The 22,459-nt window shown below is 67.1% G+C and carries 18 protein-coding genes; 12 read left to right on the top strand and 6 right to left on the bottom strand.

Going from position 1 to position 22,459, the window contains the following annotated elements:
* Positions 1–58: 58 nt before the first annotated feature.
* On the top strand, positions 59–1,114 hold the full coding sequence (locus tag ACNQR1_RS08605) for an LLM class flavin-dependent oxidoreductase (protein WP_095785390.1): 1,056 nt from the start codon (positions 59–61) through the stop codon (positions 1,112–1,114).
* 68 nt (positions 1,115–1,182) lie between these two features.
* Here ACNQR1_RS08605 and ACNQR1_RS08610 read toward each other — a convergent pair whose 3' ends face one another.
* The 4 genes from ACNQR1_RS08610 to ACNQR1_RS08625 form a co-directional block, all read right to left on the bottom strand.
* Positions 1,183–2,394 carry an acetyl-CoA C-acetyltransferase gene (locus tag ACNQR1_RS08610; RefSeq protein WP_095785391.1) on the bottom strand — a complete coding sequence of 404 codons (1,212 nt, stop codon included), beginning with the start codon at positions 2,392–2,394 and terminating at the stop codon, positions 1,183–1,185.
* A gap of 71 nt (positions 2,395–2,465) precedes the next feature.
* Positions 2,466–3,254 (bottom strand): CoA-transferase subunit beta, encoded by a 789-nt coding sequence (locus ACNQR1_RS08615; RefSeq protein ID WP_095785392.1) that lies wholly within the window; start codon positions 3,252–3,254, stop codon positions 2,466–2,468.
* Entirely contained in the window at positions 3,251–4,195 is a 945-nt protein-coding gene (locus ACNQR1_RS08620; protein ID WP_095785393.1) for a CoA transferase subunit A, read from the bottom strand. Before ACNQR1_RS08620 ends, ACNQR1_RS08615 begins: the two co-directional genes overlap by 4 nt.
* A 250-nt stretch (positions 4,196–4,445) precedes the next feature.
* Positions 4,446–5,360: a LysR family transcriptional regulator gene (locus tag ACNQR1_RS08625; RefSeq protein ID WP_095785394.1), complete on the bottom strand. Its 915-nt coding sequence runs from the start codon at positions 5,358–5,360 to the stop codon at positions 4,446–4,448.
* Between the two features lie 525 nt (positions 5,361–5,885).
* Here ACNQR1_RS08625 and ACNQR1_RS08630 point away from each other — a divergent pair.
* Positions 5,886–5,966: a hypothetical protein gene (locus ACNQR1_RS08630; RefSeq protein ID WP_142305035.1), complete on the top strand. Its 81-nt coding sequence runs from the start codon at positions 5,886–5,888 to the stop codon at positions 5,964–5,966.
* Between the two features lie 76 nt (positions 5,967–6,042).
* Here the strand turns inward: ACNQR1_RS08630 and ACNQR1_RS08635 are convergent, their stop codons facing one another.
* Positions 6,043–7,854, bottom strand: coding sequence for a sigma-54-dependent Fis family transcriptional regulator (locus ACNQR1_RS08635; protein WP_095785396.1), 1,812 nt, complete (start codon positions 7,852–7,854; stop codon positions 6,043–6,045).
* A 326-nt stretch (positions 7,855–8,180) separates the two neighbouring features.
* Between ACNQR1_RS08635 and ACNQR1_RS08640 the strand changes: the two genes are divergently transcribed.
* The 5 genes from ACNQR1_RS08640 (at position 8,181) to ACNQR1_RS08660 (ending at position 14,395) form a co-directional block, all read left to right on the top strand.
* Positions 8,181–9,080 (top strand): alpha/beta hydrolase, encoded by a 900-nt coding sequence (locus ACNQR1_RS08640; RefSeq protein ID WP_095785397.1) that lies wholly within the window; start codon positions 8,181–8,183, stop codon positions 9,078–9,080.
* Between the two features lie 64 nt (positions 9,081–9,144).
* Positions 9,145–10,734, top strand: coding sequence for a flavin-containing monooxygenase (locus ACNQR1_RS08645; RefSeq protein WP_095785398.1), 1,590 nt, complete (start codon positions 9,145–9,147; stop codon positions 10,732–10,734).
* Between the two features lie 76 nt (positions 10,735–10,810).
* Positions 10,811–12,286, top strand: a complete 1,476-nt coding sequence (locus ACNQR1_RS08650; RefSeq protein WP_232530506.1) for an NAD-dependent succinate-semialdehyde dehydrogenase — start codon at positions 10,811–10,813, stop codon at positions 12,284–12,286.
* 70 nt (positions 12,287–12,356) lie between these two features.
* Complete coding sequence (locus ACNQR1_RS08655) at positions 12,357–13,109, top strand: glucose 1-dehydrogenase (protein ID WP_095785399.1); 753 nt, start codon at positions 12,357–12,359, stop codon at positions 13,107–13,109.
* A 173-nt stretch (positions 13,110–13,282) separates the two neighbouring features.
* Positions 13,283–14,395, top strand: coding sequence for an NDMA-dependent alcohol dehydrogenase (locus ACNQR1_RS08660; protein ID WP_095785420.1), 1,113 nt, complete (start codon positions 13,283–13,285; stop codon positions 14,393–14,395).
* A 36-nt stretch (positions 14,396–14,431) separates the two neighbouring features.
* Here ACNQR1_RS08660 and ACNQR1_RS08665 read toward each other — a convergent pair whose 3' ends face one another.
* Positions 14,432–15,175, bottom strand: coding sequence for a TetR/AcrR family transcriptional regulator (locus tag ACNQR1_RS08665; RefSeq protein ID WP_095785400.1), 744 nt, complete (start codon positions 15,173–15,175; stop codon positions 14,432–14,434).
* Between the two features lie 123 nt (positions 15,176–15,298).
* Between ACNQR1_RS08665 and ACNQR1_RS08670 the strand changes: the two genes are divergently transcribed.
* The 5 genes from ACNQR1_RS08670 (at position 15,299) to ACNQR1_RS08690 (ending at position 22,428) form a co-directional block, all read left to right on the top strand.
* Positions 15,299–16,438, top strand: a complete 1,140-nt coding sequence (locus ACNQR1_RS08670; RefSeq protein ID WP_095785401.1) for an acyl-CoA dehydrogenase family protein — start codon at positions 15,299–15,301, stop codon at positions 16,436–16,438.
* Positions 16,435–17,988 carry an acyl-CoA carboxylase subunit beta gene (locus ACNQR1_RS08675; protein ID WP_198419701.1) on the top strand — a complete coding sequence of 518 codons (1,554 nt, stop codon included), beginning with the start codon at positions 16,435–16,437 and terminating at the stop codon, positions 17,986–17,988. The genes ACNQR1_RS08670 and ACNQR1_RS08675 overlap by 4 nt, the downstream gene beginning before the upstream one ends.
* 26 nt (positions 17,989–18,014) lie before the next feature.
* A complete protein-coding gene (locus tag ACNQR1_RS08680) occupies positions 18,015–19,970 on the top strand; it encodes an AMP-binding protein (protein WP_095785402.1) in 1,956 nt (651 codons plus the stop codon).
* Between the two features lie 120 nt (positions 19,971–20,090).
* Positions 20,091–20,600, top strand: a complete 510-nt coding sequence (locus ACNQR1_RS08685) for a MaoC family dehydratase (protein WP_198419703.1) — start codon at positions 20,091–20,093, stop codon at positions 20,598–20,600.
* A 79-nt stretch (positions 20,601–20,679) separates the two neighbouring features.
* Entirely contained in the window at positions 20,680–22,428 is a 1,749-nt protein-coding gene (locus tag ACNQR1_RS08690) for an acetyl/propionyl/methylcrotonyl-CoA carboxylase subunit alpha (RefSeq protein ID WP_371277653.1), read from the top strand.
* Positions 22,429–22,459 lie beyond the last annotated feature (31 nt).

Here is a 22,459-nt window from a genome sequence, read left to right on the forward strand (position 1 = left end):
GTGATCCCTGTCACCTCACCCTGCGGGCGTGCATATCAGACGATTGGCGGGTGCGTGCATGACGGTATCGACGGCTGACGAAGGCGGGGCGATGGGTTCTTCAGACTCTGCTTCCAGCACGGGCAGGCCTTCCCTTGTTTGTTTCGGCGCCGACATCGATCAGTTGCGCGACGCGGCCGTCGCAGCGGAAAAGGCCGGCTTCGAATCGGTGTGGGCCGCGGAGTTCTACGATCGATCCGCCACGATCGCCCTGGCCGCGATGGCCACCGCGACATCGACGATCGAACTCGGCAGCGGCATCGCCTACGGGTTCGGGCGAACGCCGTTGGTGCTCGCCGCTGAGGCGCGCGATCTCGACGCGCTCTCCCGCGGTCGGCTGCTGCTGGGCCTGGGCACCGGCACCACGCGCATGCAGCAGGACTGGCACGGACTTGATGGCCTGCACCCGGCAGCGCGCATCGAGGAACTTGTCGGCCTGTTGCGCAACCTGTGGCGGCTGCACGAGGGCCCGATCGCCCACGACGGGCGCTTCTACCGCCTGCATGTCCAGCCGACCGCCGCGGTGTCGGCGCCGCTGCGCACTGACATCCCGATCTATCTCGCAGGCGTGAACCGGCGCATGGTGCAGGCCGCGGGCGCGGTGGCCGACGGTCTGGTCGGCCACCCCTTGTACACCCGTGATTACGTCGAGCAGGTGGTTCGGCCGATGCTGGCCGAAGGTGCCGCGCGCACCGGCCGGCGGCCGGATGTGCCCATCGCGGGATACCTCATTTGCTCGGTGGACCTCGACGAAGAGCGCGCCCGCGCCCGCGCCGCGGCGCAGATCGCGTTCTACTCGACCGTCAAGACCTACAACCCGATCCTCGAACTCGGCGGGTTCATGCGCGAAGCGGAGGCGATCCGAGCCGCGTGGAAAGAGGGATCGAAGGACGCCATGCTGGCCGCGGTCAGCGACCCGATGATCGACGCGATGGCCGTCGCCGGTACACCCGAACAGGTGCGCCGGCAGGTCGAGCAACGCTGGGCGGGGGTGTACGACCGAACCCTGCTCTACCCGCCGACCTTTGGCGGTGAGCCCGACCTTCGCTTGTTGATCGACAGCTTTGCCCAGTGAGCAGCCGCTGCACGCCTGACTCACAGCAGCGCCCGGCCTGCGCGGGCTGGCACAGGGTGAGGTAGCCGTCAGTTGACCCGCTCGAAGACCGCGGCCAGGCCTTGGCCACCCCCGATGCACATCGTTTCGAGGCCGTAGCGTGCCTGCCGGCGGTGCAGTTCACGCGAGAGCGTGGCGAGCATCCTGACGCCGGTGGCGCCGACCGGGTGGCCGAGCGAGATGCCGGAACCATGCACGTTGGTGCGGGTGAGATCCTCCTCGGTGAACTTCCACTCACGCATCACGGCGAGCGCCTGGGCGGCGAACGCCTCGTTGAGTTCGATCACTTCCATGTCCGCGAGCGTCAGTCCGGCGCGGGCGAGAGCCGCCTCGGTGGCCGGCACCGGGCCGATGCCCATGATCTTGGGGGGAACCCCGGCGACCGCCCAGCTGACCATCCGGACGAGTGGACGAAGGCCGAGTTCGTCGGCCAGCTCGGCGGTGGTTACGAGGCACATCGCAGCGGCGTCGTTCTGGCCGCTTGAGTTGCCCGCGGTCACGGTGGCCTCGGGGTCCGAGGAGACCAGGATCGGCCGGAGTTTCGCCAGTGTTTCGAGCGTGGCGCCCGGGCGCGGATGCTCGTCGGTGTCGATGACGGTGTCACCTTTGCGGCCGGACACTGTGACCGCGACAATCTCTTCGGCGAGGACGCCGGCCTGCTGGGCCGCGACTGCGCGCTGATGGGAGCTGACCGCGAGCCGGTCTTGCTCCTCGCGTGGGATGCGGTATTCGCGTCGGAGGTTCTCGGCGGTCTCCAGCATTCCGCCGGGCACCGGGTGGAACCGGCCGCCGGCTGTGGACCGCGCTCTGACCAACCCGTCGTGCATCCGAACACCGGTGCGCGCGCCGCCCCATCGGATGTCGGTGGAGTAGAACGCCGCGTTGCTCATACTCTCCGTGCCGCCGGCGACGACCAGGTTCTGGGCGCCGGTCAGCACCTGCATCACCGCGTTGATCACGGCCTGCAGGCCCGACCCGCACCGCCGGTCCAGGTGCTGTCCCGGGACGGTGACCGGCAGCCCGGCGTCAAGGGCGATCACCCGGCCTATCGCCGGTGCTTCGCTGTTGGCGTTGCAGTGCCCGAGGATCACGTCGCCGATCCGGTCCGGGTCGATGCCGGTGCGGTCCAGCAGGCCGCGCAGGGCGGTGACTCCCAGGTCGACGGCGGTGAGGTCCTTGAACATGCCGCCGTAGCGGCCGATGGGGGTGCGAACGGGCTCGCAGATGACGACGTCACGCATCGCTCGCGCCTTTCGGGGTGTCGGTTGCCTCGCGGTCACATGAACCTCGGTGCGAGCGCGTTCAGGAGAGGTCATCGCAGGTACAGCCGCACTGTGTCGATCTCCTCGCGTAGCAGGCGGACATCCTCCTGGGTGGGGCGGGCCGTCTCACAGACGTCGGGTGCGACACGGATGTCCCAGCCGGTTGCGGCCTTGACTTCCTGGACCGTGAGCCCCGGATGTACCTCGCTGATGAGCAACTCGCCGAACTTCTCTGGCCGGCGAAGGACCGCCATAGGAGTGATGACGGTCGACACTCCATGACCAGGGGGCACCATCCGCACATCCTCGTCGCGCACGCGCACCGGGCTGGGCGAGGTGCAGAAGTCCAGCCGTTGCGGAAGTGCACCGGGGTCGTGTCGGCGCAGCACGACGATGCACTCTCCGGCGTTGGGCATGATCTCGGTGGCGCCACCGGCTCCGGGCAGCCGCACGCTCGGCTTGTCCCAGTCGCCGATGATGCTGGTGTTGAGGCTGCCCCAGCGGTCTACCTGCGCGGCGCCGAGGAAGCCCACGTCGATGTGGCCGCCCTGCAGCACGTAGCCGAAGAGCGCGTGCATGCTGATCACCGCCTCGGCGCCCGACACCAGAACGGAGTCTGCGATGCCCTCGGCCAGTGCCTCGGGGTGGGCGCCGCAGACGCCGGACTCGTACACGAGCTCGAGGCCGGGGTTGATCGTGCGCCGCGCCAGGTCGACGGCGAGGGTCGGCAGCCCTACACCGGCGAAGACCCGGGTTTTCCCGGCCAATTGGCGGGCAGCGACGGCGGCGAGGAACTCGGTGCTCGACGGGGCAACGGCGGAGGGCGGCGGAGTCGTCATGAGTGCTCCAAGACTGGGCTGGCCCGACCACCGTAGTTGACAGGCTGTGATGGCCGGTCGGCGACGCGGAGGCCCGTCCAGCGTTCCTCTCCGAGCCGCTCGAGGTATGCCTCCCGGTCGGGCACTTCGTAGACCCACTGGGAGAGCCACGCGAGGACTGCCGCGCGGTCACGGCTGATCGGCGTCCACTCGCGGTAGAAGGCGTTGTCGCGGTCGTAGTAGCCCTGGCTATACGACGGGTGCGCGCCACCCGGGCAGTGGGCGACCGCGGTGACGGCGTGCCCGGGGATGACAGTGCGGTTCGGATCCGACCTGATCACCTCGGCGTCGACGATCTCCTCGACGGTGACGATGACGGTGCGCGCGGCGTAGGCGGCCTCCTGCTGGGCGCCTAGGATGCCCCACATCTGAACATTGCCGCAGCGGTCGGCACGCTGGGCATGCACGACCGTGACATCCGGCCGGAGCGGGGGCACGACGTAGACGTCAGGTCCGCCATAGGGATCGCCGACCTTGCGGATCTGAGCGTTGAGCTTCGGCAGGTCACTGCCGGCATAGGACCGCAAGGGAAAGAACGGCAGGCGCGCGGCGCCCGCTTGGTAGCGGCAGACCATTCCGTAGTGGCTGTACTCCTCCACCTCAAGGGGTCTCGGGTCGGCCCGTTCGATGCGCCGGCGCACTTCGTGCAGGGATCCGGCGGAACCGCTTGCGAAAAACGAGGCGACCAGCCGACGCGCGCAGCCGGCCGCGATCAACTGGTCGGCCAACAGATCGGGCGTCATCCGGCAGAGCGTGAGCTCGCGGCGACCTTGGCGGATGATCTCATGGGCCGCCGCGAATGGAATCAGGTGGCCGAAGCCCTCCATGGCGATCACCATGCCGTCGGCCACATGCGCCGCGACCGCCGACGCGAGGTCGGTGACCTTGCTGGTTTCGGCCATGCGGGCTCCCTGAAGAACTCTGGTGGAGGCGAAGCGACTTTCAGCGTCCCTGATGGGAAGGTCAAAACTCCAATACTTCTTGGCTGGTCGATTCATGCACTCACTGGTATCAATCGTTCGCAACAGATATACCGCCCGACGGCAAAACGCCGCAGAATTCCAGCCTCGACCCTCACGTTCGACGACGTCGGGGTTTCTGGCGACAGCCAGCTAAGTGGCGCTGGTCAGGGCCGCCGCAGCCGGTAACCAGTCAGTGCGCTCGGTTTAGCAGGTCGGGCGTGGGCAGCGCCTCTTCCGAGGCACGCAAGACCTCCCGCAACGCCGGGTTCGTGTCGCCCTTTCGCCAGGCGAGCCTGGAGTACGTCGGCGTCCGGCCCTCCTGCAGCGGAACCACGGAAATGCCGTCCTGGATAACGTTGGCGACCGCGACGTCGACGGTGAAGGTGATTCCGACACCCGCCGCCACCAGCGCCATCACGGTCCACGAGTCCGGAGCGGTCTGCACGATGTTCGGCGGGTAGCCGGCGTCGTGGGCCGCGCGGGTAAACGCGTCGCGCAGGCTGGATCCGGGGTCGGCCGGCAGCGCGACGAATGCCTCGTCGCGGCACTCCGCCATGCTCACCAGATTTCGCCCGGCGAGCCGATGCCCCTTCGGGACCACGAGCACGTAGTGCTCCACGGTGACGATCCGGTGCGAGATCGCGGGCGGTTCCACCGACCAGCGCACGATCGCGAGATCGAGACTCCCGTCCATCACCGAACGCAGCCCCTCGGCGGCATACGTCGTGCTCTGCAGGCTCAACTCGATGCCGGGATGGCGCTCGCGAACGAGCCGACCAAGCTGACCGACCAAGAGGTGCGACGACGGGCCGGCGAAGCCCATTCGGACGCACCCGGTCTCACCGCGGCCCGCCGACTGCACGGCGCGACGCGCGGCGCGGCAGCTCTCGAGTGCCTGCCGCGCCGGATCGAGCAGAGCCTCGCCGGCGCTGGTGAGCCGCACGCTGCGGGTCGTGCGCTCAAAGAGGTGGGCCCCCAGGTCGCGCTCCAACTGTTTGATCGTGCGGCTCAATGGGGGCTGGGCGACATGCAGCCGTTCGGCCGCCCGGCCGAAGTGCAGTTCCTCGGCGACCGCGAGGAACGCCTCGAGGTGGTGCAGCTCCACAGCCCGCAACTCTTGCACAAGCGGCAACAGTGCATCCCCGATTGCGTTTTGGACGCGCAAGAGACGGTGTCGCACCGTGGAATCCGAGGAATTGCATTAGTTCTCGACGCCGTCCGAATGTTCGTCCGAAAAGACGTCGTCGCGGCCGAGCACGAGATACGGATCGAATTCCCGACCGGATCCGGGAGAAGGCCGCCGCTATGGGCTATGGGTCTGTTCGGATTCGCCATCCCGGAGGGTACGGCGGGCGCGGGCTCTCGATGTACGAAGAAGATGGAGCTGGGCTGGACCAACCCGGCCTTTCGGTCCATGCGCGGCACCAACAACGGCATCGCCGGACAGGTCCTGGTCAACTACTGCCACGCAGGAACACCGGAACAGGTACCGACCCGGTCTGGCCGGTGGCCTAATCGTCGCGTCCTTCGCACTCACCGAATTAAACCTGGCCGACCGGGCCGTCCAGATCCACGGCGGCATGGGATACATGCACGGGGTACCGGTCGAGCAGTTTAGCGAGACGCCCGGCTGTTTCGCCTCTACGAAGGCACCAGCGAGATCCAGCGCCGCATCATCGCCAACCAGCTCGTGCGAGGGTTCCAATCGTGACGCCCGGGCTCCGGCGCGGGCCGCCCCGGCTCGCCGAGATCCGGTCGCACCGTACTTGACCGGGTCGGATGCATCGTCAGCCACCGCTCGTGGTGGTGAACATGGTGTCGGGGCAGTCGATGTGGAGGGAACGGATCTTGCGGTACAGGGTGGTTCGCCCGATCCCAAGCAGTGCCGCCGCCTTGGAGCGATTGCCGTTGGCTTCCTGGACGGCAGCAAGGATTGCGTCGCGTTCGGCTCTTTCATAGCCGGTCAGCTGACGTTTGTGCGCCGCGTCCCTCAGGCTCAGAGGCAGATTCTCGAGTTGGACAAGCCATCCCGGCCTGGTGGCCGCAACGTCGACCATCGCCTGGCGAAGCTCTTTGATGTTGCCCGGCCACGGGTAGGCCATGAGCGCCTGTCGGGGGGCGGATGCCAAGGTGGTGCCGGGCCGGATTCCTTCCAGGCCGGAGAGGATGGCCTCGGCGATTGCGGGTATCTGCTCCTTCATGTCGCACAGGTTGGGCAGCGTGACAACGGTCGCCGCGCCCTTCACCAATTCGGCGACGTGATCGCTCGCCGCTCGCAGGTCGACGGTGAGCAGCAGTCGACCCTTCCCGCCGCCCGCTGCGGTGGTCAACGCCGTCAGCGCCGTGACCTTGTCGACCGACCCAGGGTCCAGCAGTTCCAGGTGGCGCACGATGACGTGGCCGCCGCTCGACAGCGCATCGGCCGCATCCGCGAGCCACCCGGTGTCGCGCTCGGCGGCGAATGCTGCGACGTCGACCACCCGCGTGGGGCACTGCGGGGTGGTCTCGGCGATTGTTCGGGCCAGGTGGTACTTCCCGGTGCCAGCCCGACCGTCGATCGCGATCGTCCTTGAAACCCGAAGTGCGTACTGCAGCCGCTCATCGATCGCCGGCAAAGGATGCAGGAACCGGCCCGTTTCCGGTGCACGTCGGCGAGCTGCCCGGCTGCTTTTCGAATCTTGACTGAACTCCAGCCGGTAGGCATGACCGGTGGGGTCGCTGAGCCGCTCCGCCACGGCGAGCACGCGTCCGCTGGGCAGGTCGAGTTCGATGGTTCGCGGCTCGCTGCCCCAGGTCTGGTTTGTCACGGCCTCCCACAGCAATGGGTGGTGCTCGGGGGTGACGAACTGAAGACCCGCGGTGTTGGAAACGACCGCTTCCGGGGTCAGTACAACCATCGGCGCCCGGCCCGCTGCGCCCGACTTGGGGTTGAGCGCGGCGAAAAGGGCCCTGTTGCGCCCTCCGTCCAGGTCGGCCATCACCTGTTCGATTTGCCGGGCGGCGTTCACCGCCAGGGTCAGCATCATCGGGTTGGTGGCTTCAACCGAGCAGGTCAGGGCGATCGAGCCGAGGACGCGACCGGCCGGAGCCATGCGGATGGGTGCACCGGCGCAGGTCAGCGGCTCCAGCAGGTCGTTGAAGTGCTCACCTCCGCGGACGAACAGCGGGGCCTTCTCCTCGAGGACCGTACCGATGCCATTGGTTCCCACAGCACACTCGGAGAAGTCGAACCCCTCTGCAGCACACGAGCCGTCGAGCTTCCTTAGCTGCACGTTGCCGGCGGCCCGCCGGGACAGGATCCGACCCTTGTGGTCGCTGAGAAAAACCGCCACACCGAGCCCGTCCAGGTCGGCCTGCAGGCGATCCAGCACGGGATCGGCCGACCGGCACAGCAGCTCGGAACGTCCATGAGCATCGAGATGCTGAAAGGCAATCCGGCCCGTGGGCACGCCCTGGCTCGCCGACCGGCGCCAGCTACGCATGATCGATTCCCGGACTGTGCCCGACACGTCGACGTGGTGCAGCACGCCTTGATCCCGCAGCCGCTCACGGGCCGCTCGCAAGCGGTCCAGCTCGATGCCACTGGAAGGCCTCTCCATCGTTCCTCCGAGGGCTGACGGGACTCACGCAACCACTGTCAGGCGCCCGGTCCGCCGAGAGGAATTCGCCCCGCCAACCCGTTCTCAAGCGAGCCGTGCCGGCGCGTCCGCAAGAGCGCCGGGAACAAGCCTACCGCTGAGGATGGTGATTTCGGGCGGCCTTTCGTCTTGGCCGGGGGTTGGCCAGCTGTGGAAGCCCGGAAACGTGTGGCCGCTGCCGCCCTGTTTCAAATCGGAACAGTCGTTGGTATTGCGCCGCTCACACACTGTAACTCAGTTGTCCACATCACAATCCCCGGGCAACTGTGATCCGAAAGGCAACGCTCGTGACCGTCTCCGCCGAAGCCGGCTTTCTCGAGGCGCTCTACCGGGACTGGACCAGCCGCATGGCCGCCGACCCGCAAATGTCCATTGGGATGCTGCGCAGCATGTTCGACGAGTGGCACCAGCCGACTAAGGAGCCCGAGGCCGTGACGTACCGGTCGGACATCGTCGCCGGTGTCGAGGGTATCTGGGCACTCCCGCTCGGCGCGGACACGTCGAGGGTCGTCCTGTACACCCACGGTGGCGGCTTCGCCGTCGGATCCGCGGCCAGCCACCGCAAGCTCGCCGCACACCTCGCCAAAGCGCTCGGGACGACAGCGTTCGTCATCGATTACCGGCGAGCGCCCGAGCATCCCTTCCCCGCGCAGATCGAGGACGTCACCGCGGTGTATCGCGCGCTGCTGGACCGAGGCTTCGCGCCCGGCAGCATCATCACCGCCGGCGACTCCGCCGGCGGCAACCTGGCCGTCGCCACCGTACTGAAGCTCCGCGACGACGGCTCGCCGCTGCCCGGAGCGGTGATCGCCCTCTCGCCATGGCTTGACATGGAGCTCGCCGGCGAAAGCTTGACCACCAACGCGGACAGCGATGGCCTGGTCAGTCGGCAGATCCTCGAGGGGATGTCGGCGATGTTCCTCGGCGAGACCGGCAAGCCCGATGATCCGCACGCCAACCCGCTGTACGCCGACTACACCGGTTTCCCGCGGCTGTACATCAGCGCCGGCTCGGCGGAAACGCTGCTGGATGACGCAACCCGGCTCGCCGACCGGGCCTCGGCGGCGGGCGCCGAGGTGACGCTCTCGGTCGTCGACTGCATGCAGCACGTGTTTCCCTGCCTCGCCGGGCGCGCCCCGGAGGCCGACGCGGAAATCGCCCGGATCTGCAGCTGGTACCGCCGCTGACCCTCCCGGCGGACGAACTCGGACAGACGAACTCGGGCACGAAGAGAACAGAGGACCGACTGATATGAGCACTCACCACGATGCGATCGTTATCGGCGCGGGCTTCGGCGGGATGTATGCCCTGAAGAAGCTGCGGGACGAGCACGGCTTGAACGTGCGACTGTTCGACAAGGCCGGCGGCATAGGCGGTACCTGGTACTGGAACCGTTACCCGGGCGCACTCTCGGACACCGAGTCGTTCGTTTACTGCTACTCCTGCGACAAGGACTTGCTGAAAGAGTGGGACTTCGACACCCGCTACGTCACCCAGCCGCAAATCCTGCGCTACCTCGAGCACGTGGCCGACCGCTGGAACCTGCGGCCCGATATTCAGCTCAACACCGGGGTCGTCGCGGCGCACTTCCACGAGAATGACAACCTCTGGCACGTCAGGACCGACACCGGCGAACTGCACACCGCGAAGTACCTCGTCACCGCGGTGGGGCTGCTGTCGGCCACGAACCTCCCCGACCTCAAGGGCATCGACACCTTCCAAGGCGTCCACGTGCACACCGGCCAGTGGCCGGCCGACCTCGAGCTGGCCGGCAAACGGGTCGGTGTGATCGGGAACGGATCCACCGGAGTCCAGGTCATCACCGCGATCGCTCCCGAGGTCGACCATCTGACCGTGTTCCAGCGCTCGGCCCAGTTCACCGTCCCCGTGGGCAACGGGCCGGTCTCTCGGGAGTACGTCGCAGACGTCAAGGAGAACTACGAAGCCATCTGGGAGCAGGTGCGCAACTCGGTCGTCGCCTTCGGCTTCGAGGAGAGCACCACCACCTACGAGTCCGTGTCGTCGTCGGAGGCGCTGGCGATCTTCGAGCGAGCGTGGGAAAAGGGCGGCGGCTTCCGGTTCATGTTCGAGACCTTCGCCGACATCGCCACCAGCGAGGTCGCGAACAAGGCCGCACAGGACTTCATCAAGGGCAAGATCGCCGAGATCGTCACGGACCCCGAGACGGCCCGCAAGCTGATGCCGAAGGACCTCTATGCCAAGCGGCCGCTGTGCGATGGCGGGTACTACGCAACCTTCAACCGTGACAACGTCGAACTCGTGGACGTCAAGGAGAATCCGATCACGGAGATCACGCCTGCCGGCGTCAGGACCGCCGACGGGGTGGAGCACGAGATCGACATCCTGATCTTCGCCACCGGGTTCGATGCGGTCGACGGCAATTACAAGCGCTTCGACCTGCGAGGCCGCAATGGCCTCACGATGGCGGACTACTGGAAGGACGGACCGTCCAGCTATCTCGGGGCGGCGGTCGCGAACTTCCCGAACATGTTCATGGTGCTCGGGCCCAACGGCCCCTTCACCAACCTGCCGCCGTCGATCGAGACACAGGTGGAGTGGTCCACCGACCTGATCGAGCACGTGGAGCAGACCGGTTACTCCGCCGTGGAGCCGACTGCCGACGCCGAGCAGGACTGGACCGCCACCTGCCGCGAGATCGCCGACGCGACGCTGTTCCCGAAGGCACAGTCGTGGATCTTCGGCGCCAACATTCCCGGCAAGAAGAACACGGTCTACTTCTACCTCGCCGGTCTGGGTGCCTACCGCAACGTGCTCTCGGAATGCAAGGACGCCGGCTACAAGGGCTTTCAGTTCAGCTGAGCGGGCCGCAGCGCGCAGGCCGTAATCCGGCCACCCGCGCCGAAGCTCGTTGACTCCCATCGAAAGGAACGTTCTGGTGTCTCGCACGGTCACCGTCAACTTTCCCGGCACCGCACGCCAACACACCATCCCGACCGGACTACACGTCGACGGTGAATGGATCGACCTCGGCGACACCTTCGACGTGGTCGACCCCGCGACGGGGGAACCATTCGCATCCGTCTCAGACGCGACAAACGCTCACACGCGAGCTGCCCTCGACGCCGCCCACGCCGCGCAGGCCGCGTGGGCCGACGTGGCACCGAGGGTGCGCGGCGACCTCATGCATGGCATCCACCAGCTGCTCTCGGAACGCGCGGAGGCCTTTATCGACCTCATGGTGCTTGAGGCGGGGAAGCCACGATCCGAGGCCGCAGGCGAGATGGCGCTGACGCTCGATTTCGTCAAGTGGCTGGCGGAGCAGGCGGCTCACGTGCATGGCTCCTTCGCCCGAGGTTCGCGCGGCAATTTCCGGATCATCGCCACGATGCAACCCGTCGGTCCCAGCCTGCTCGTATCGCCGTGGAATTTTCCCGTCCTCGTCCCGGGTCGCAAGGCCGTCGCTGCGCTTGCCGCGGGATGCACGGCAATCATGAAACCCGCGGAGCAGACGCCGCTGAGCTCGGCACTGCTGATGCAGGCCGTCATCGACGCGGGCATTCCCGCAGGCGTGTTGAATCTGGTCCATACCTCTCGTCCGGGGGAGCTGTCTACGGAACTTATGCACGACCGGCGGCTGCGCAAGGTCAGCTTCACCGGCTCGGTCGCCGTCGGCTCGTTGATGATGCGCCAGGCAGCGCGCAATGTCGTGAGTGTTCAACTCGAACTCGGAGGAAACGGCCCGTTCATCGTCCTCGACGACGCCGACGTCGAGCATGCCGTCGCAGCAGCCGTCGCCGCGAAATTCCGCAACGCGGGGCAGGCCTGTGTCGCCGCGAACAGGATCATCCTGCAGCAGGGTATCGCCGCGGAGTTCACCGAGTTGTTCGTCGATGAGGTGCGCAATCTGGTCGTCGGACCGGGGTACCGGCCGGGGGTCGACGTCGGGCCGATGATCTCCGAAACACAGCGGCAAGCGATCACCGGCATAGTCCAAAGTGTCGTCGGCGCGCAGGCCGATGTGCTTGTGGGCGGTAAGCCGGTGGGCGGCGACGGCTACTTCTTCGAGCCGACAGTCCTGGCGATGCGGGACAAGGCTCCCGAGTTTTCCGGTCAGGAACTCTTCGCCCCGGTGGCGCCCCTGTTCGTCGTCGACTCGATCGATGAGGCCGTCTCCTTCGCAAACGATACGCAGTACGGACTTGCGGGCTATCTGTTCACTCGAGACATTTCGCGCGCGGTGTCCATCAGCGAGCGCCTCGACGTCGGCATGGTCGGCGTGAACCGTGGCCTGATGGCCGACCCGGCTGCGCCGTTCGGGGGGGTCAAGAGCTCGGGTCTCGGTCGCGAGGGCGGTCACCACGCGCTCGAAGACTTCATGGAGACGAAGTACATCGCCCTCACCACGGATTGAAACCGCCGGCACGCCCGGCCAGCGCCGCAACAACTGGCCGACAACCACTATCGGAAAGAGAGACGCAGAAATGACGAACCGCCTCGAAGGCAAGGTTGCGCTCATCACCGGAGCCGCGCGCGGACAAGGTGCAGCGGAGGCCCGGCTGTTTGCCGCCGAAGGTGCCTCCGTCGTCATCACCGACGTTCGTGACGACGCGCTGGTGTCCCTCGAAAAGGAACTTCTGGACTCGGGGGCTACGGTGTCAGCCACCCGGCTCGACGTTGCCGACGAGGCGGATTGGGACCGCGCGGTCCAACACGCGACTGCCGTGTTCGGTGAACTGAACGTATTGGTCAACAACGCCGGGATCCTGGACATGGCCGGTGTTGAGCAGACCTCGCTGGAGGTGTGGAACCGGATTGTCGCCGTGAACCAGACCGGGGTTTGGCTGGGCATGAAGTCCGCCATTCCTTCCATGCGCAGGGCCGGCGGGGGCTCGATCGTCAATGTCTCTTCGATCTACGGCCTGATCGGCAGTGGTGCGGCCGCGGCCTACCAGGCGACCAAGGGTGCGGTGCGCCTGCTCACCAAGACCGCGGCGATTCAGTACGCACCCGAGGGCATTCGGGTGAACTCGCTTCATCCCGGCGTGATCGACACGGGAATGGTGGATGAAGAGGTCCCGGCCGAGTCTCGACCGGCGCTGATCGCCGCCACACCGCTGGGGCGGATGGGAAGACCCGAGGAAATCGCCAGTGGCGCGCTGTTTCTCGCATCGGACGAGTCGTCGTTCATGACCGGTTCAGAGCTCGTCCTGGACGGGGGATACACCGCCCAATAGCCAATGGGAGGCCCCGGGCGGATACTTCGCGTCTGCTGGCGATGCTGAGGTGCAGGCTGCTGACCCATTGCCCAGACGGTTGGTCGCATGTTTCGATCGGTCGAGGAAGGGTTCTGAGTTCAGTTGAACCGGTGCGACGGCGAACCCACCGCAACGTGCAGAAGGAGGAGAAAATGAAAACCAGGGCGGCTGTGTTGTTCGAGGCTGGCAAGCCCTTTGAGATCGTCGAGTTGGATCTTGACGGCCCCCGGGCAGGCGAAGTGCTGATCAGGTATGTGGCCGCCGGTTTGTGCCACTCCGATCTGCACCTGACCGACGGCGATCTGGTGCCTCGGTTCCCGATCGTCGGCGGCCACGAAGGTGCGGGCATCATCGAGGAGGTCGGCGCGGGCGTGACGAAGGTCAAGCCGGGTGATCACGTGGTGTGTAGCTTCATCCCGAACTGTGGACGGTGTCGCTATTGCGCGACGGGGCGCTCCAACCTGTGCGACATGGGTGCGACGATTCTCGATGGCAATATGCCCGACGGGTCGTTCCGCTTCCACATGGGCGACACCGATTTCGGCGCGATGTGCATGCTGGGCACCTTCGCCGAGCGCGCGACCATCTCCGAGCATTCGGTGGTGAAGGTCGATGATTGGCTGCCGCTGCAGACAGCCGTTTTGGTGGGCTGCGGTGTGCCGACCGGGTGGGGGAGTGCCAATTATGCGGGCGCCGTCCGTGCCGGTGATACCACGGTGGTGTATGGCATCGGCGGCATCGGCATCAACGCGGTGCAGGGCGCAAAGCAGGCCGGCGCGAAGTATGTGGTCGCGGTGGATCCGGTCGAGTTCAAGCGCAATACCGCGGCGAAGTTCGGCGCAACGCACGTTGTCGCGACGGCCGAGGAGGCCGCCGAAAAGGTGACCGAGTTGACCTGGGGGCAGATGGCTGATCAGGCCATCATCACCGTCGGCACCGTCGATGAGCAGGTGGTGACCGAGGCCTTCAACGTCGTCGGGCGGGGCGGCACGGTGGTGATCACCGGGTTGGCCAACCCGGAGAAGTTGACCGTGCATGTCTCTGGCGGGGTGATGACGCTGTTCGAGAAGACGATCAAGGGCACGCTGTTCGGTTCGGCCAATCCGCAGTACGACATCGTCAAGCTGTTGCGGCTCTATGACGCCGGTCAGCTGAAACTCGACGAGCTGGTCACGAAGACGTACACGCTCGAGCAGGTGAATGAGGGCTACCAGGACTTGCGGGACGGCCACAACATCCGGGGCGTCATCACCCATGCGCAGTGAGCCCGGTACGCGTTCAGACGTTGCGAACGGTACTGGCTAACCGCCGTTGTCTGATGATCGCGTTGTCGTGACGCCGTAGGGCCGGCGGGTGTTTCGGGGGCGAACGTACGGCACCGATGCCGACGGCGCGTCAGCTGCGTCGGTGGGCTCTGGCGGCGCGGTGTCATCGTCGGGGTCGAGCGGTGTGGTGAGAGACCGGGCAATCTGCTCGCCGAGTTCCTCGGGGCTGGCCGCTCCGTCGGCTCGAAACCACTTGTAGCACCAGTTCGCCGCTCCGAGGCACATGTTCACGTAGACCGTGGGGGTCATCCCCACGAGTTTGCCGGGGTGCCGTGCGAGGTGCTCCCGCAGAGCAGCGAGGAAGAGCTCCTCGAAGGTGCGTCGACGTTGCAGCACCTCGGTGAGGAGCTCGACGGGCAATTCCTGCTCCTCCTCGAAGCACACCGTGAGCAGTGCCTGATTGCGGCAGGTATAGGCCACCCGCGAGGCGATGAGACTGCGGATTGCGGCCAGCGGGGAATCCGCTTCGGCGACTGTCTTTCGGCCCATCTCCAGACTCTCGTCGAGCATGTTCAAGTAGAGCCGCACCAGCAGTTCTTCCTTGCTTCGGAAGTAGTGGTACAGCGTGGGTTTCGACAGGCCGACGGCCGCCGCGATTTCGTTCATCGAGGTGGCGCGGAAGCCACGTCTGCTGAAGATTTCCATCGACTCGGAGAGCACCCGCTGCCGCTGAGCGTCCGCTTTCCTGAGCGACGCCTTGTACGGCGCGCTCCGCGCCATATCTGCTCCCGTCTGCCGACCGACCCGGAGTGTCCACGGTATCTCTCGTAGGGGTTGACACGGGCAGCCGCCTCCGGGAAAAATCTCGACCGTCCGGTCGGTCTAATTTTACGGGGCGATGCGATGCCGTGGGAACTCGACGACGATCACGCGACTTTTCGCGAGGTATGTCGCGACTTCACCGACCGGGAGGTCCGTCCGCTGGTCGACACCGCCGAATCCGGTGGCGTCTTCCCCGCCGAACTGTGGAAACCGTTGGGTGCCGCCGGCCTGCTGGGTCTGATGATGCCCGAGGAGTACGGCGGATCGGGCGGCGACGCGCTTGCCGTCGCGATCCTTGCCGAGGAACTCACCCGCGCGAGCGGCGGTATCGCCGTGACCGCCCTGGTCAGCGCCTACATGGCGGGCCCTCACCTGGTCCGGGATGGCACCGACGAGCAGCGGCAGCGCTGGCTTGCGCCGCTCGCCGCGGGTGAAGCGGTGGCCGCCATCGCGGTCACCGAGCCGGGGACCGGGTCCGATGTCGCGGGCATTACCACGCGGGCCCGCCGTACCCACGACGGCTGGGTGCTCGCCGGGCGGAAGATGTTCATCACCAACGCGGGCCTGGCCGACGTGATAATCGTGGCCGCCCGTACCGGAGGGCCGCGGCATTCGGGTATCACTCTGTTCGCGGTTGAGCGTGACACCCCGGGCTTGGCGGTGGGTCGGCCGCTGCGCAAGATGGGCTGGCACTCCTCGGACACTCGTGAGGTCATTCTCGACGAGGTCGCCGTGCCGGCCTCCGCCGTCGTCGGTGCCGAGAACCGCGGCTTCCACCAGATCATGCAGGGATTTCAGCTGGAGCGAATCGCCCTCGCCGGGATGGGCCTCGGGCATGCCGCTGAGTGCTTGGACCTGGTCAGGGCCTACGTGCGCGAGCGGGAGGTCTTTGGCGCTCCGTTGGCGCACCTGCAGACGGTTCGACACCGAATCGCGGTGATGGAAATCGAGCTGGAGGCGGCCCGGTTGCTGACGTACCGGGGCGCGGTGCGGCTCGATTGTGGGCATCCCGAGGCGGGTTCATCGGTGGCCCGGGCGAAGTACTTCGCCGCGGTGGCGGCCAACCGGATCGTCGACGAGGCCGTGCAATTGTTCGGTGGCGCCGGCTTTGTCGAAGAGGCGCCGATCGCGCGGCACTACCGCGACGCCCGGATTTTGCGGATTGGCGGCGGCGCCGACGAGGTGCAGCTCGAGATCCTGGCCAAGGCGATGGCGTCGTGACGGCGACTACCACCACCGTGCCGAATGTGGCCGCCGATGGTCGACCGACCACCCGGGATGTCGCGGCCGCCATCGACCACGCCCGCCGCGGCGGGGACTGCACCCGCTGGCCGGAAAAGCTGCCCGTCCGGGACCGTCTCGCGGTGCTGTTCGATCCGGGGACGTTCGTTGAGGACGGCTTGTTGGCGTCGGCTGCCGACGCCGGGTTGCCGGCCGATGGTGTGATCACCGGTGTCGGCGGCGTGGAGGGCCGTCCGGTCGCCGTGATCGCGCACGACTTCACGGTGAAGGCCGGCTCCTGGGGGGCGTTGACCTGCGAAAAGCAGATCCGCATTCTCGAACGGGCTGATCGAGACCTGCTTCCGGTGGTATATCTGGTCGATTCCGCGGGCGGGCGGCTGACCGATCAGATGGGTTTTTTCCCGGGCCGCCGCGGCGCGTCGGCGATCTTTCACATGCAGGTGCGGCTGTCCGGGCGGGTGCCGCAGATCTGCTGTCTGCACGGACCGTCGGCCGCCGGCGGCGCCTACATGCCCGCCTTCTGCGACTGGGTCGGCATGGTCAACGGGAACGCATCGATGTATCTGGCCAGTCCGCGTGTCGCGGAGAAGGTCACCGGTGAGCGCACCACGCTGCAGGAGATGGGTGGGGCGATGATGCACGCGACCGTCTCCGGGTGCGGCGACGAGGTGTTCGACACCGACTGGGAGGCCATCGCGGCGGCCCGGCTGCTGTTGTCGTACCTGCCGGACGACTTTCGCGCCCCGCCCGCGCGGCGCGGGGCCGCTGAGCCCGAGCGGCCGCTGGGGGACGTGGTTCCCGACGACCCCAACACCGCCTACGACGTCCGTGACGTGATCGACGGCATCGTCGATGGTGGGTCATTCTTCGAGATCAAAGCCCGCTGGGCGCGGGAGATCGTGGTGGGCCTCGCCCGGCTGGACGGCCGTGTCGTCGGCATCGTGGCGAACCAGCCGAGCGTCCGAAGCGGGGCCATCTTCGTGGACTCCGCGGACAAGGCGGCGCGGTTCATCTCGATGTGCGATGCGTTCGGCATCTCGTTGGTGTTCCTTCAGGACGTTCCCGGCTTCATGGTCGGCGTCGAGGTCGAGCGCCAAGGCATCATCCGGCACGGCGCCAAGATGGTGGCCGCGATGTCATCTGCAGAGGTGCCGAAGTACACCGTCGTGCTGCGCAAGGCCTACGCTGCCGGTTACTACGCGATGTGTGCCCCCGGCTTCGAACCCCGGGCCACTCTCGCGTTACCGACGGCCACCATTGGAGCCATGTCCGCCGAGGCGTCGGTGAACGCGGTGTACGCCAACAAGATGGCAGCCATCGCGGACGAGGATGAGCGCGCCGCGTACATCGCTGCCCGTACCGTCGAGCAGCAGGCCGACGTCGACCTGTTCCGGATGGCCAGCGATCTCGTCGTCGATGCCGTCGTCGGCCCGGGTTCGCTACGCGCCGAGCTGGTCGCCAGGATGGTCGACGCCGACCGTTGGACCCGGTCGTCGCGACGCCGCCATCACCTGATCAGCCCCGTGTAGCCAGCTACCCGCCCCGGAGGACAACGATGTCGCAACGCAGAACTCAGGACACCCCGCGCAACACTTCGTCCGACCCGCTGACCCAGCTCATCGCCGACCCACTGCGCCCCCTTCCGCCGGCGTGGGTCGTGCCGGGGCGGGTGGCCGCGTTGGAGCACGCCCGGTCCTTCGTGACCGCCGACGACTACTGGGAGTGGGTGGCGCGCCAGCAACGCTGGTCACAACCCTGGCGCACCGTGCGTACCGGCGATATGTCCGACTTCCGCTACTTCGAGGGCGGACGGATCAATGTCGCCGACAACTGTGTGGACCGGTGGGCCGAGCAGCAGGCCACCGCAGAACGGACGGCGGTGATCTGGGAGGGCGAACCCGGTGACGTCCGCACACTGAGCTATGCCGAGTTGGCCGACGAAGTCTCACGTCTGGCGGCCGGACTGCTCGCGCTCGGCGTCCGCAAGGGTGACGTCGTGGGCGTTTACATGCAGAACCTGATCGAGGCGTTCACCACCATCCACGCCTGCAACCGGATCGGCGCGATCTACACCGTCCTGTTCTCCGGGTTCGGCGAAGACGCGGTCGCGTCGCGGCTGCAGGCGGCGCGCGCCTCCGTGGTGGTGGTGGCCGACGCGAGCTACCGGCGCGGCCGGCTCATCCCGCTGCTGGAGACCCTGCGCTTGGCCCGCACGCGCGCTCCCTCCGTGCGCGCCACGGTCGTGGTGGACCGAACCGGCAACCGCGTCGCGCTCCAGGAGGGCGAGCACGCCTACGGCGCAATCCTGGAGGCGGGCGCCGCGGGCACACCGCCGGTGCCGCTCGACCCGAACGAGGCGTCGTTTCTGATCTTCACCAGCGGCACGGAGGCCAAACCCAAAGGCCTGGTGCACACCGTCGCCGGTTTCCTCCTCGGCGCGTGGGCGAATGCCCACTGGCAGGTCGGCTACGAGCCGGATGACGTGTACTGGGTGGCCGCCGATGTCGGTTGGCTGACCTTTCCGATCCAGGCCGTCGTCGGCGGGCTGGCCTGCGGCATGACAATCGCCTGCTACGAGGGCGCCCCCGACACCCCGACCGCCGCCCGGTTTTACCAGATCTGCCAGCGGCATCGAGTCACCAAGGTACTTGCCGCACCGACTTTCGCCCGCATGCTGCGCAAGTTCGGCGACGACCTGGCCGCCGAACATCCTCTGAGCCTGAAGCTGATCACGATGCAGGGCGAGCCGCTCGACGCGGACACCTTCGAGTGGACGACGAACACCTTCGGCATCCCGGTGGTGAACGCCTACGGCCAGACCGAGACCGGCTCGACCTGGACCTACCCGGTGTATGGGGTGGAGGCACTGAAGGCCGGTTCGGTCGGCACCCCCGCCCCGGGGCATGAGTACGCGGTGGTCGATCGCGACGGCGAGCCGGTCCCGCCGGGCGTCAAGGGGAACCTGGTGCTGACCGCCCCGTTCCCCACACTTGCGCGCACCGTGTGGGATGACCACAACCGTTACCTCGCCACCTACTTTTCCGATTTCCCCGGCCGCTACGCGACTCACGACGAGGCGGTCGTCGATTTCGACGGGCACCTGTGGGTGCTGGGCCGCGCGGACGATGTCATCAATGTGGCGGCGCACCGCATCTCGACGATGGAGATCGAGGCCGTCGTCACCGCGCACCCCGGCGTCGTCGAGGCGGCGGTGGTCGGGGTGCCGCACGAGACCAAGGGGACGGTGCCGGTCGCGTTCGTGACGCTCGGCCACGACGTCGCGCTCGAGGACGTACGGGAAGACATCAAGCGCCGCGTCGTCGATGAATTGGGCGGCTACGCCCAGCTGGATCGCGTTTACCTCACCGAATCGATGCCGAAGACACGGACCGGCAAGACGATGCGCCGGTTGCTGCGCGATTTCGTCGTGCACGGGAAGCCGACCGGCGACACCAGTGCGGTTGAGGATCTGTCCGCATTGGACGTTGTCGCGAACGCGGTCCGGGAGTGAGCGCCATGCGCACCACGCGCTCCAGGACCTCCCGAGCAGGGGCGGCGACCACGCAGCCCGAATTCTCCGCTGACCCCTTTCCCGGCAGGAGGACCGATGACAGGAACTGACGAGCGCGCGGTGTCCGGCCGCTGGTTCGAAGAGCTCGAGGTCGGGACCATGGTCCGGCACGCAAACCGGCGCACCGTCACCGAAACCGACAACGTGCTGTTCACGACGATGACGATGAACCCCGCGCCACTGCACCTGGACGCGGACTACGCAGCCTCGACCGAGTTCGGCCGTCCCCTGGTCAACAGCATGTTCACCGTCGCGCTGGTGGTCGGGCTGTCGGTTCCCGAGCTGACCCTGGGCACAATCGTCGCCCAGCTCGGGCTTGACAACGTCAGCTTTCCGAAGCCGGTGTTCCCCGGCGACACCGTGCGCGTCGAAACCGAGGTCGTCGCGGCCCGGCCTTCGCGATCACGGCCCGACGCCGGTCTCGTCGTGTTCGAGCATCGGGCCTACAACCAGCGCGACGAGTTGGTCTGCCGGGCCCGGCGGACCGGCCTCATGCACCGGCGACCTCGCGGCCCTCGCGACGATGGCGTGCCGAATGGGGGCCGCACCAAGAGCACCAAGACCACTTGATCTACTCCGAACGCGGGCTCGACCGCCTTCTATGTGGTCGCGCTCGCGTGATCGCCCGTCGAACAGGAGACTCCCGGTGCTGACCGACGAACCGCCCGCACCGCTGAGAAGCGTTCTCGTCGCTAACCGCGGCGAAATCGCCGTGCGGGTAATCCGCGCGGCCCGCGACGCCGGACTGCGCAGCGTCGCCGTCTACGGGGAGCCCGACCGTTACGCCCTGCATGTGCGGGAAGCCGATGAGGCTGTCGCCTTGGGCGGCACCGATTTGGCGTCGACCTACCTCGATCGCAGCGCGCTGGTCAGCGCTGCCCTCGCGGCTGATGCCGACTGCGTGCACCCTGGGTACGGCTTCCTGTCCGAGGATGCCGATTTCGCCCAGGCCGTGCTCGACGCAGGGCTGGTCTGGATCGGCCCGCCGCCCAACACGATTCGCCGGCTGGGCGACAAAGTCGCCGCCCGCAAGATCGCGCGCGACGTTGGTGCCCCGCTGGCCGAGGGGACCACAGCACCCGTTCGCGATGCCGCGGAAGTCGCGGACTTTGCTCGGCGCCACGGATTTCCACTCGTGATCAAGGCGGCCTTCGGGGGCGGCGGCCGCGGACTCAAGGTTGTGCGCGACGAGGCCGAAATCCCCGAGGCCTTCGCTGCGGCCACCCGCGAGGCAGCCGCGTCATGTGGTCGCGGCGAGTGCTTCGCCGAGCGATTTCTCGACCGCGCCCGCCACGTCGAGGCGCAAGTGCTCGCCGACACTCACGGAACCGTGCTCGTTGTCGGGTTGCGGGACTGCTCCCTGCAGCGCCGCAACCAGAAGCTCATCGAGGAGGCGCCCGCACCGTTTCTCACCCCAGACCAGGAGCAGGCTCTGCGTCGCTCGTCACAGCGAATCTGTCGTGCCGCCGGGTACGTAAGCGCCGGCACCGTCGAATATTTGCTCGGCGCGGACGGCACGCTGTCCTTCCTCGAGGTCAACACCCGACTGCAGGTCGAGCACGCGGTCACCGAGGAGAGCACGGGCCTCGACCTGGTGGCCGAGCAATTCCGCATCGCGGGGGGAGCTGCGCTCGCAACCGACGCACCACCGGCACGCGCCCACAGCATCGAGTTCCGCCTCACCGCCGAGGACCCGGCGATGGGTTTCCTGCCTTCGCCGGGCACACTCACTCGTTTTCAGCTGCCAACCGGACCGGGGGTCCGGGTCGACACCGGCGTTGTCGAGGGCGACACGGTCGACGGCCGATTCGACTCGATGTTCGCCAAACTCATCGTGACCGGGCGCGACCGCACCCAGGCCGTCGGCAGAGCTCGGCGGGCCCTTGCGGAAACACGAATCGAGGGAGTGCACACGCCGGTCTCGGTTTACCGTCAGATCCTCGACCATCCGGCGTTCGCCGGCGACTATGCGTTCGAGGTACACAATCGCTGGATCGAGGAAGACCTCGATCAGATCGTGCTCGAGCCCGAATCAGCCGGTGACCACCTCAACGTCCGCGTGGGGCGCCGGCTGATGTCGGTGCACGTTCCCGGTCTGGCAACTCTGGGGGACAGGGCTGTGGCGATTCGCCGGGAATCGGGGCAGCTTCGGCACGCCGACGACGAAGAGGTCGCCGGTGACGGCGTCACCGCGCCGATGAATGGAACCCTGGTCCGCGTCGCTGTCGCCGACGGACAATCCATCAACAAAGGAGATTTGATCGCAATAGTCGAGGCGATGAAGATGGAGAACCCGGTGCTGGCGCACCGTGCAGGAACCGTGATGTCTCTTGCAGTGTCGGTCGGCATGTCTGTCGCGGCCGGGACCACGCTCTGCACGATCGACGACTCCTATTAGAACACCAGCCGGGTCGAACCCGATCGCGGCC

It is taken from the genome of Mycobacterium sp. 48b, from assembly GCF_048282725.1.
Taxonomy (GTDB): Bacteria; Actinomycetota; Actinomycetes; order Mycobacteriales; family Mycobacteriaceae; genus Mycobacterium.

Bases quoted from the DNA above. Each gene is read 5' to 3' on its own strand.
- ACNQR1_RS08665 (WP_095785400.1), bottom strand. From the start codon at position 15,175: ATGGCGCGGAGCGCGCCGTACAAGGCGTCGCTCAGGAAAGCGGACGCT.
- ACNQR1_RS08660 (WP_095785420.1), top strand. From the start codon at position 13,283: ATGAAAACCAGGGCGGCTGTGTTGTTCGAGGCTGGCAAGCCCTTTGAG.
- ACNQR1_RS08635 (WP_095785396.1), bottom strand. From the start codon at position 7,854: ATGGAGAGGCCTTCCAGTGGCATCGAGCTGGACCGCTTGCGAGCGGCC.
- ACNQR1_RS08680 (WP_095785402.1), top strand. From the start codon at position 18,015: ATGTCGCAACGCAGAACTCAGGACACCCCGCGCAACACTTCGTCCGAC.
- ACNQR1_RS08615 (WP_095785392.1), bottom strand. From the start codon at position 3,254: ATGACGACTCCGCCGCCCTCCGCCGTTGCCCCGTCGAGCACCGAGTTC.
- ACNQR1_RS08610 (WP_095785391.1), bottom strand. From the start codon at position 2,394: ATGCGTGACGTCGTCATCTGCGAGCCCGTTCGCACCCCCATCGGCCGC.
- ACNQR1_RS08605 (WP_095785390.1), top strand. From the start codon at position 59: ATGACGGTATCGACGGCTGACGAAGGCGGGGCGATGGGTTCTTCAGAC.
- ACNQR1_RS08645 (WP_095785398.1), top strand. From the start codon at position 9,145: ATGAGCACTCACCACGATGCGATCGTTATCGGCGCGGGCTTCGGCGGG.
- ACNQR1_RS08620 (WP_095785393.1), bottom strand. From the start codon at position 4,195: ATGGCCGAAACCAGCAAGGTCACCGACCTCGCGTCGGCGGTCGCGGCG.
- ACNQR1_RS08655 (WP_095785399.1), top strand. From the start codon at position 12,357: ATGACGAACCGCCTCGAAGGCAAGGTTGCGCTCATCACCGGAGCCGCG.
- ACNQR1_RS08670 (WP_095785401.1), top strand. From the start codon at position 15,299: ATGCCGTGGGAACTCGACGACGATCACGCGACTTTTCGCGAGGTATGT.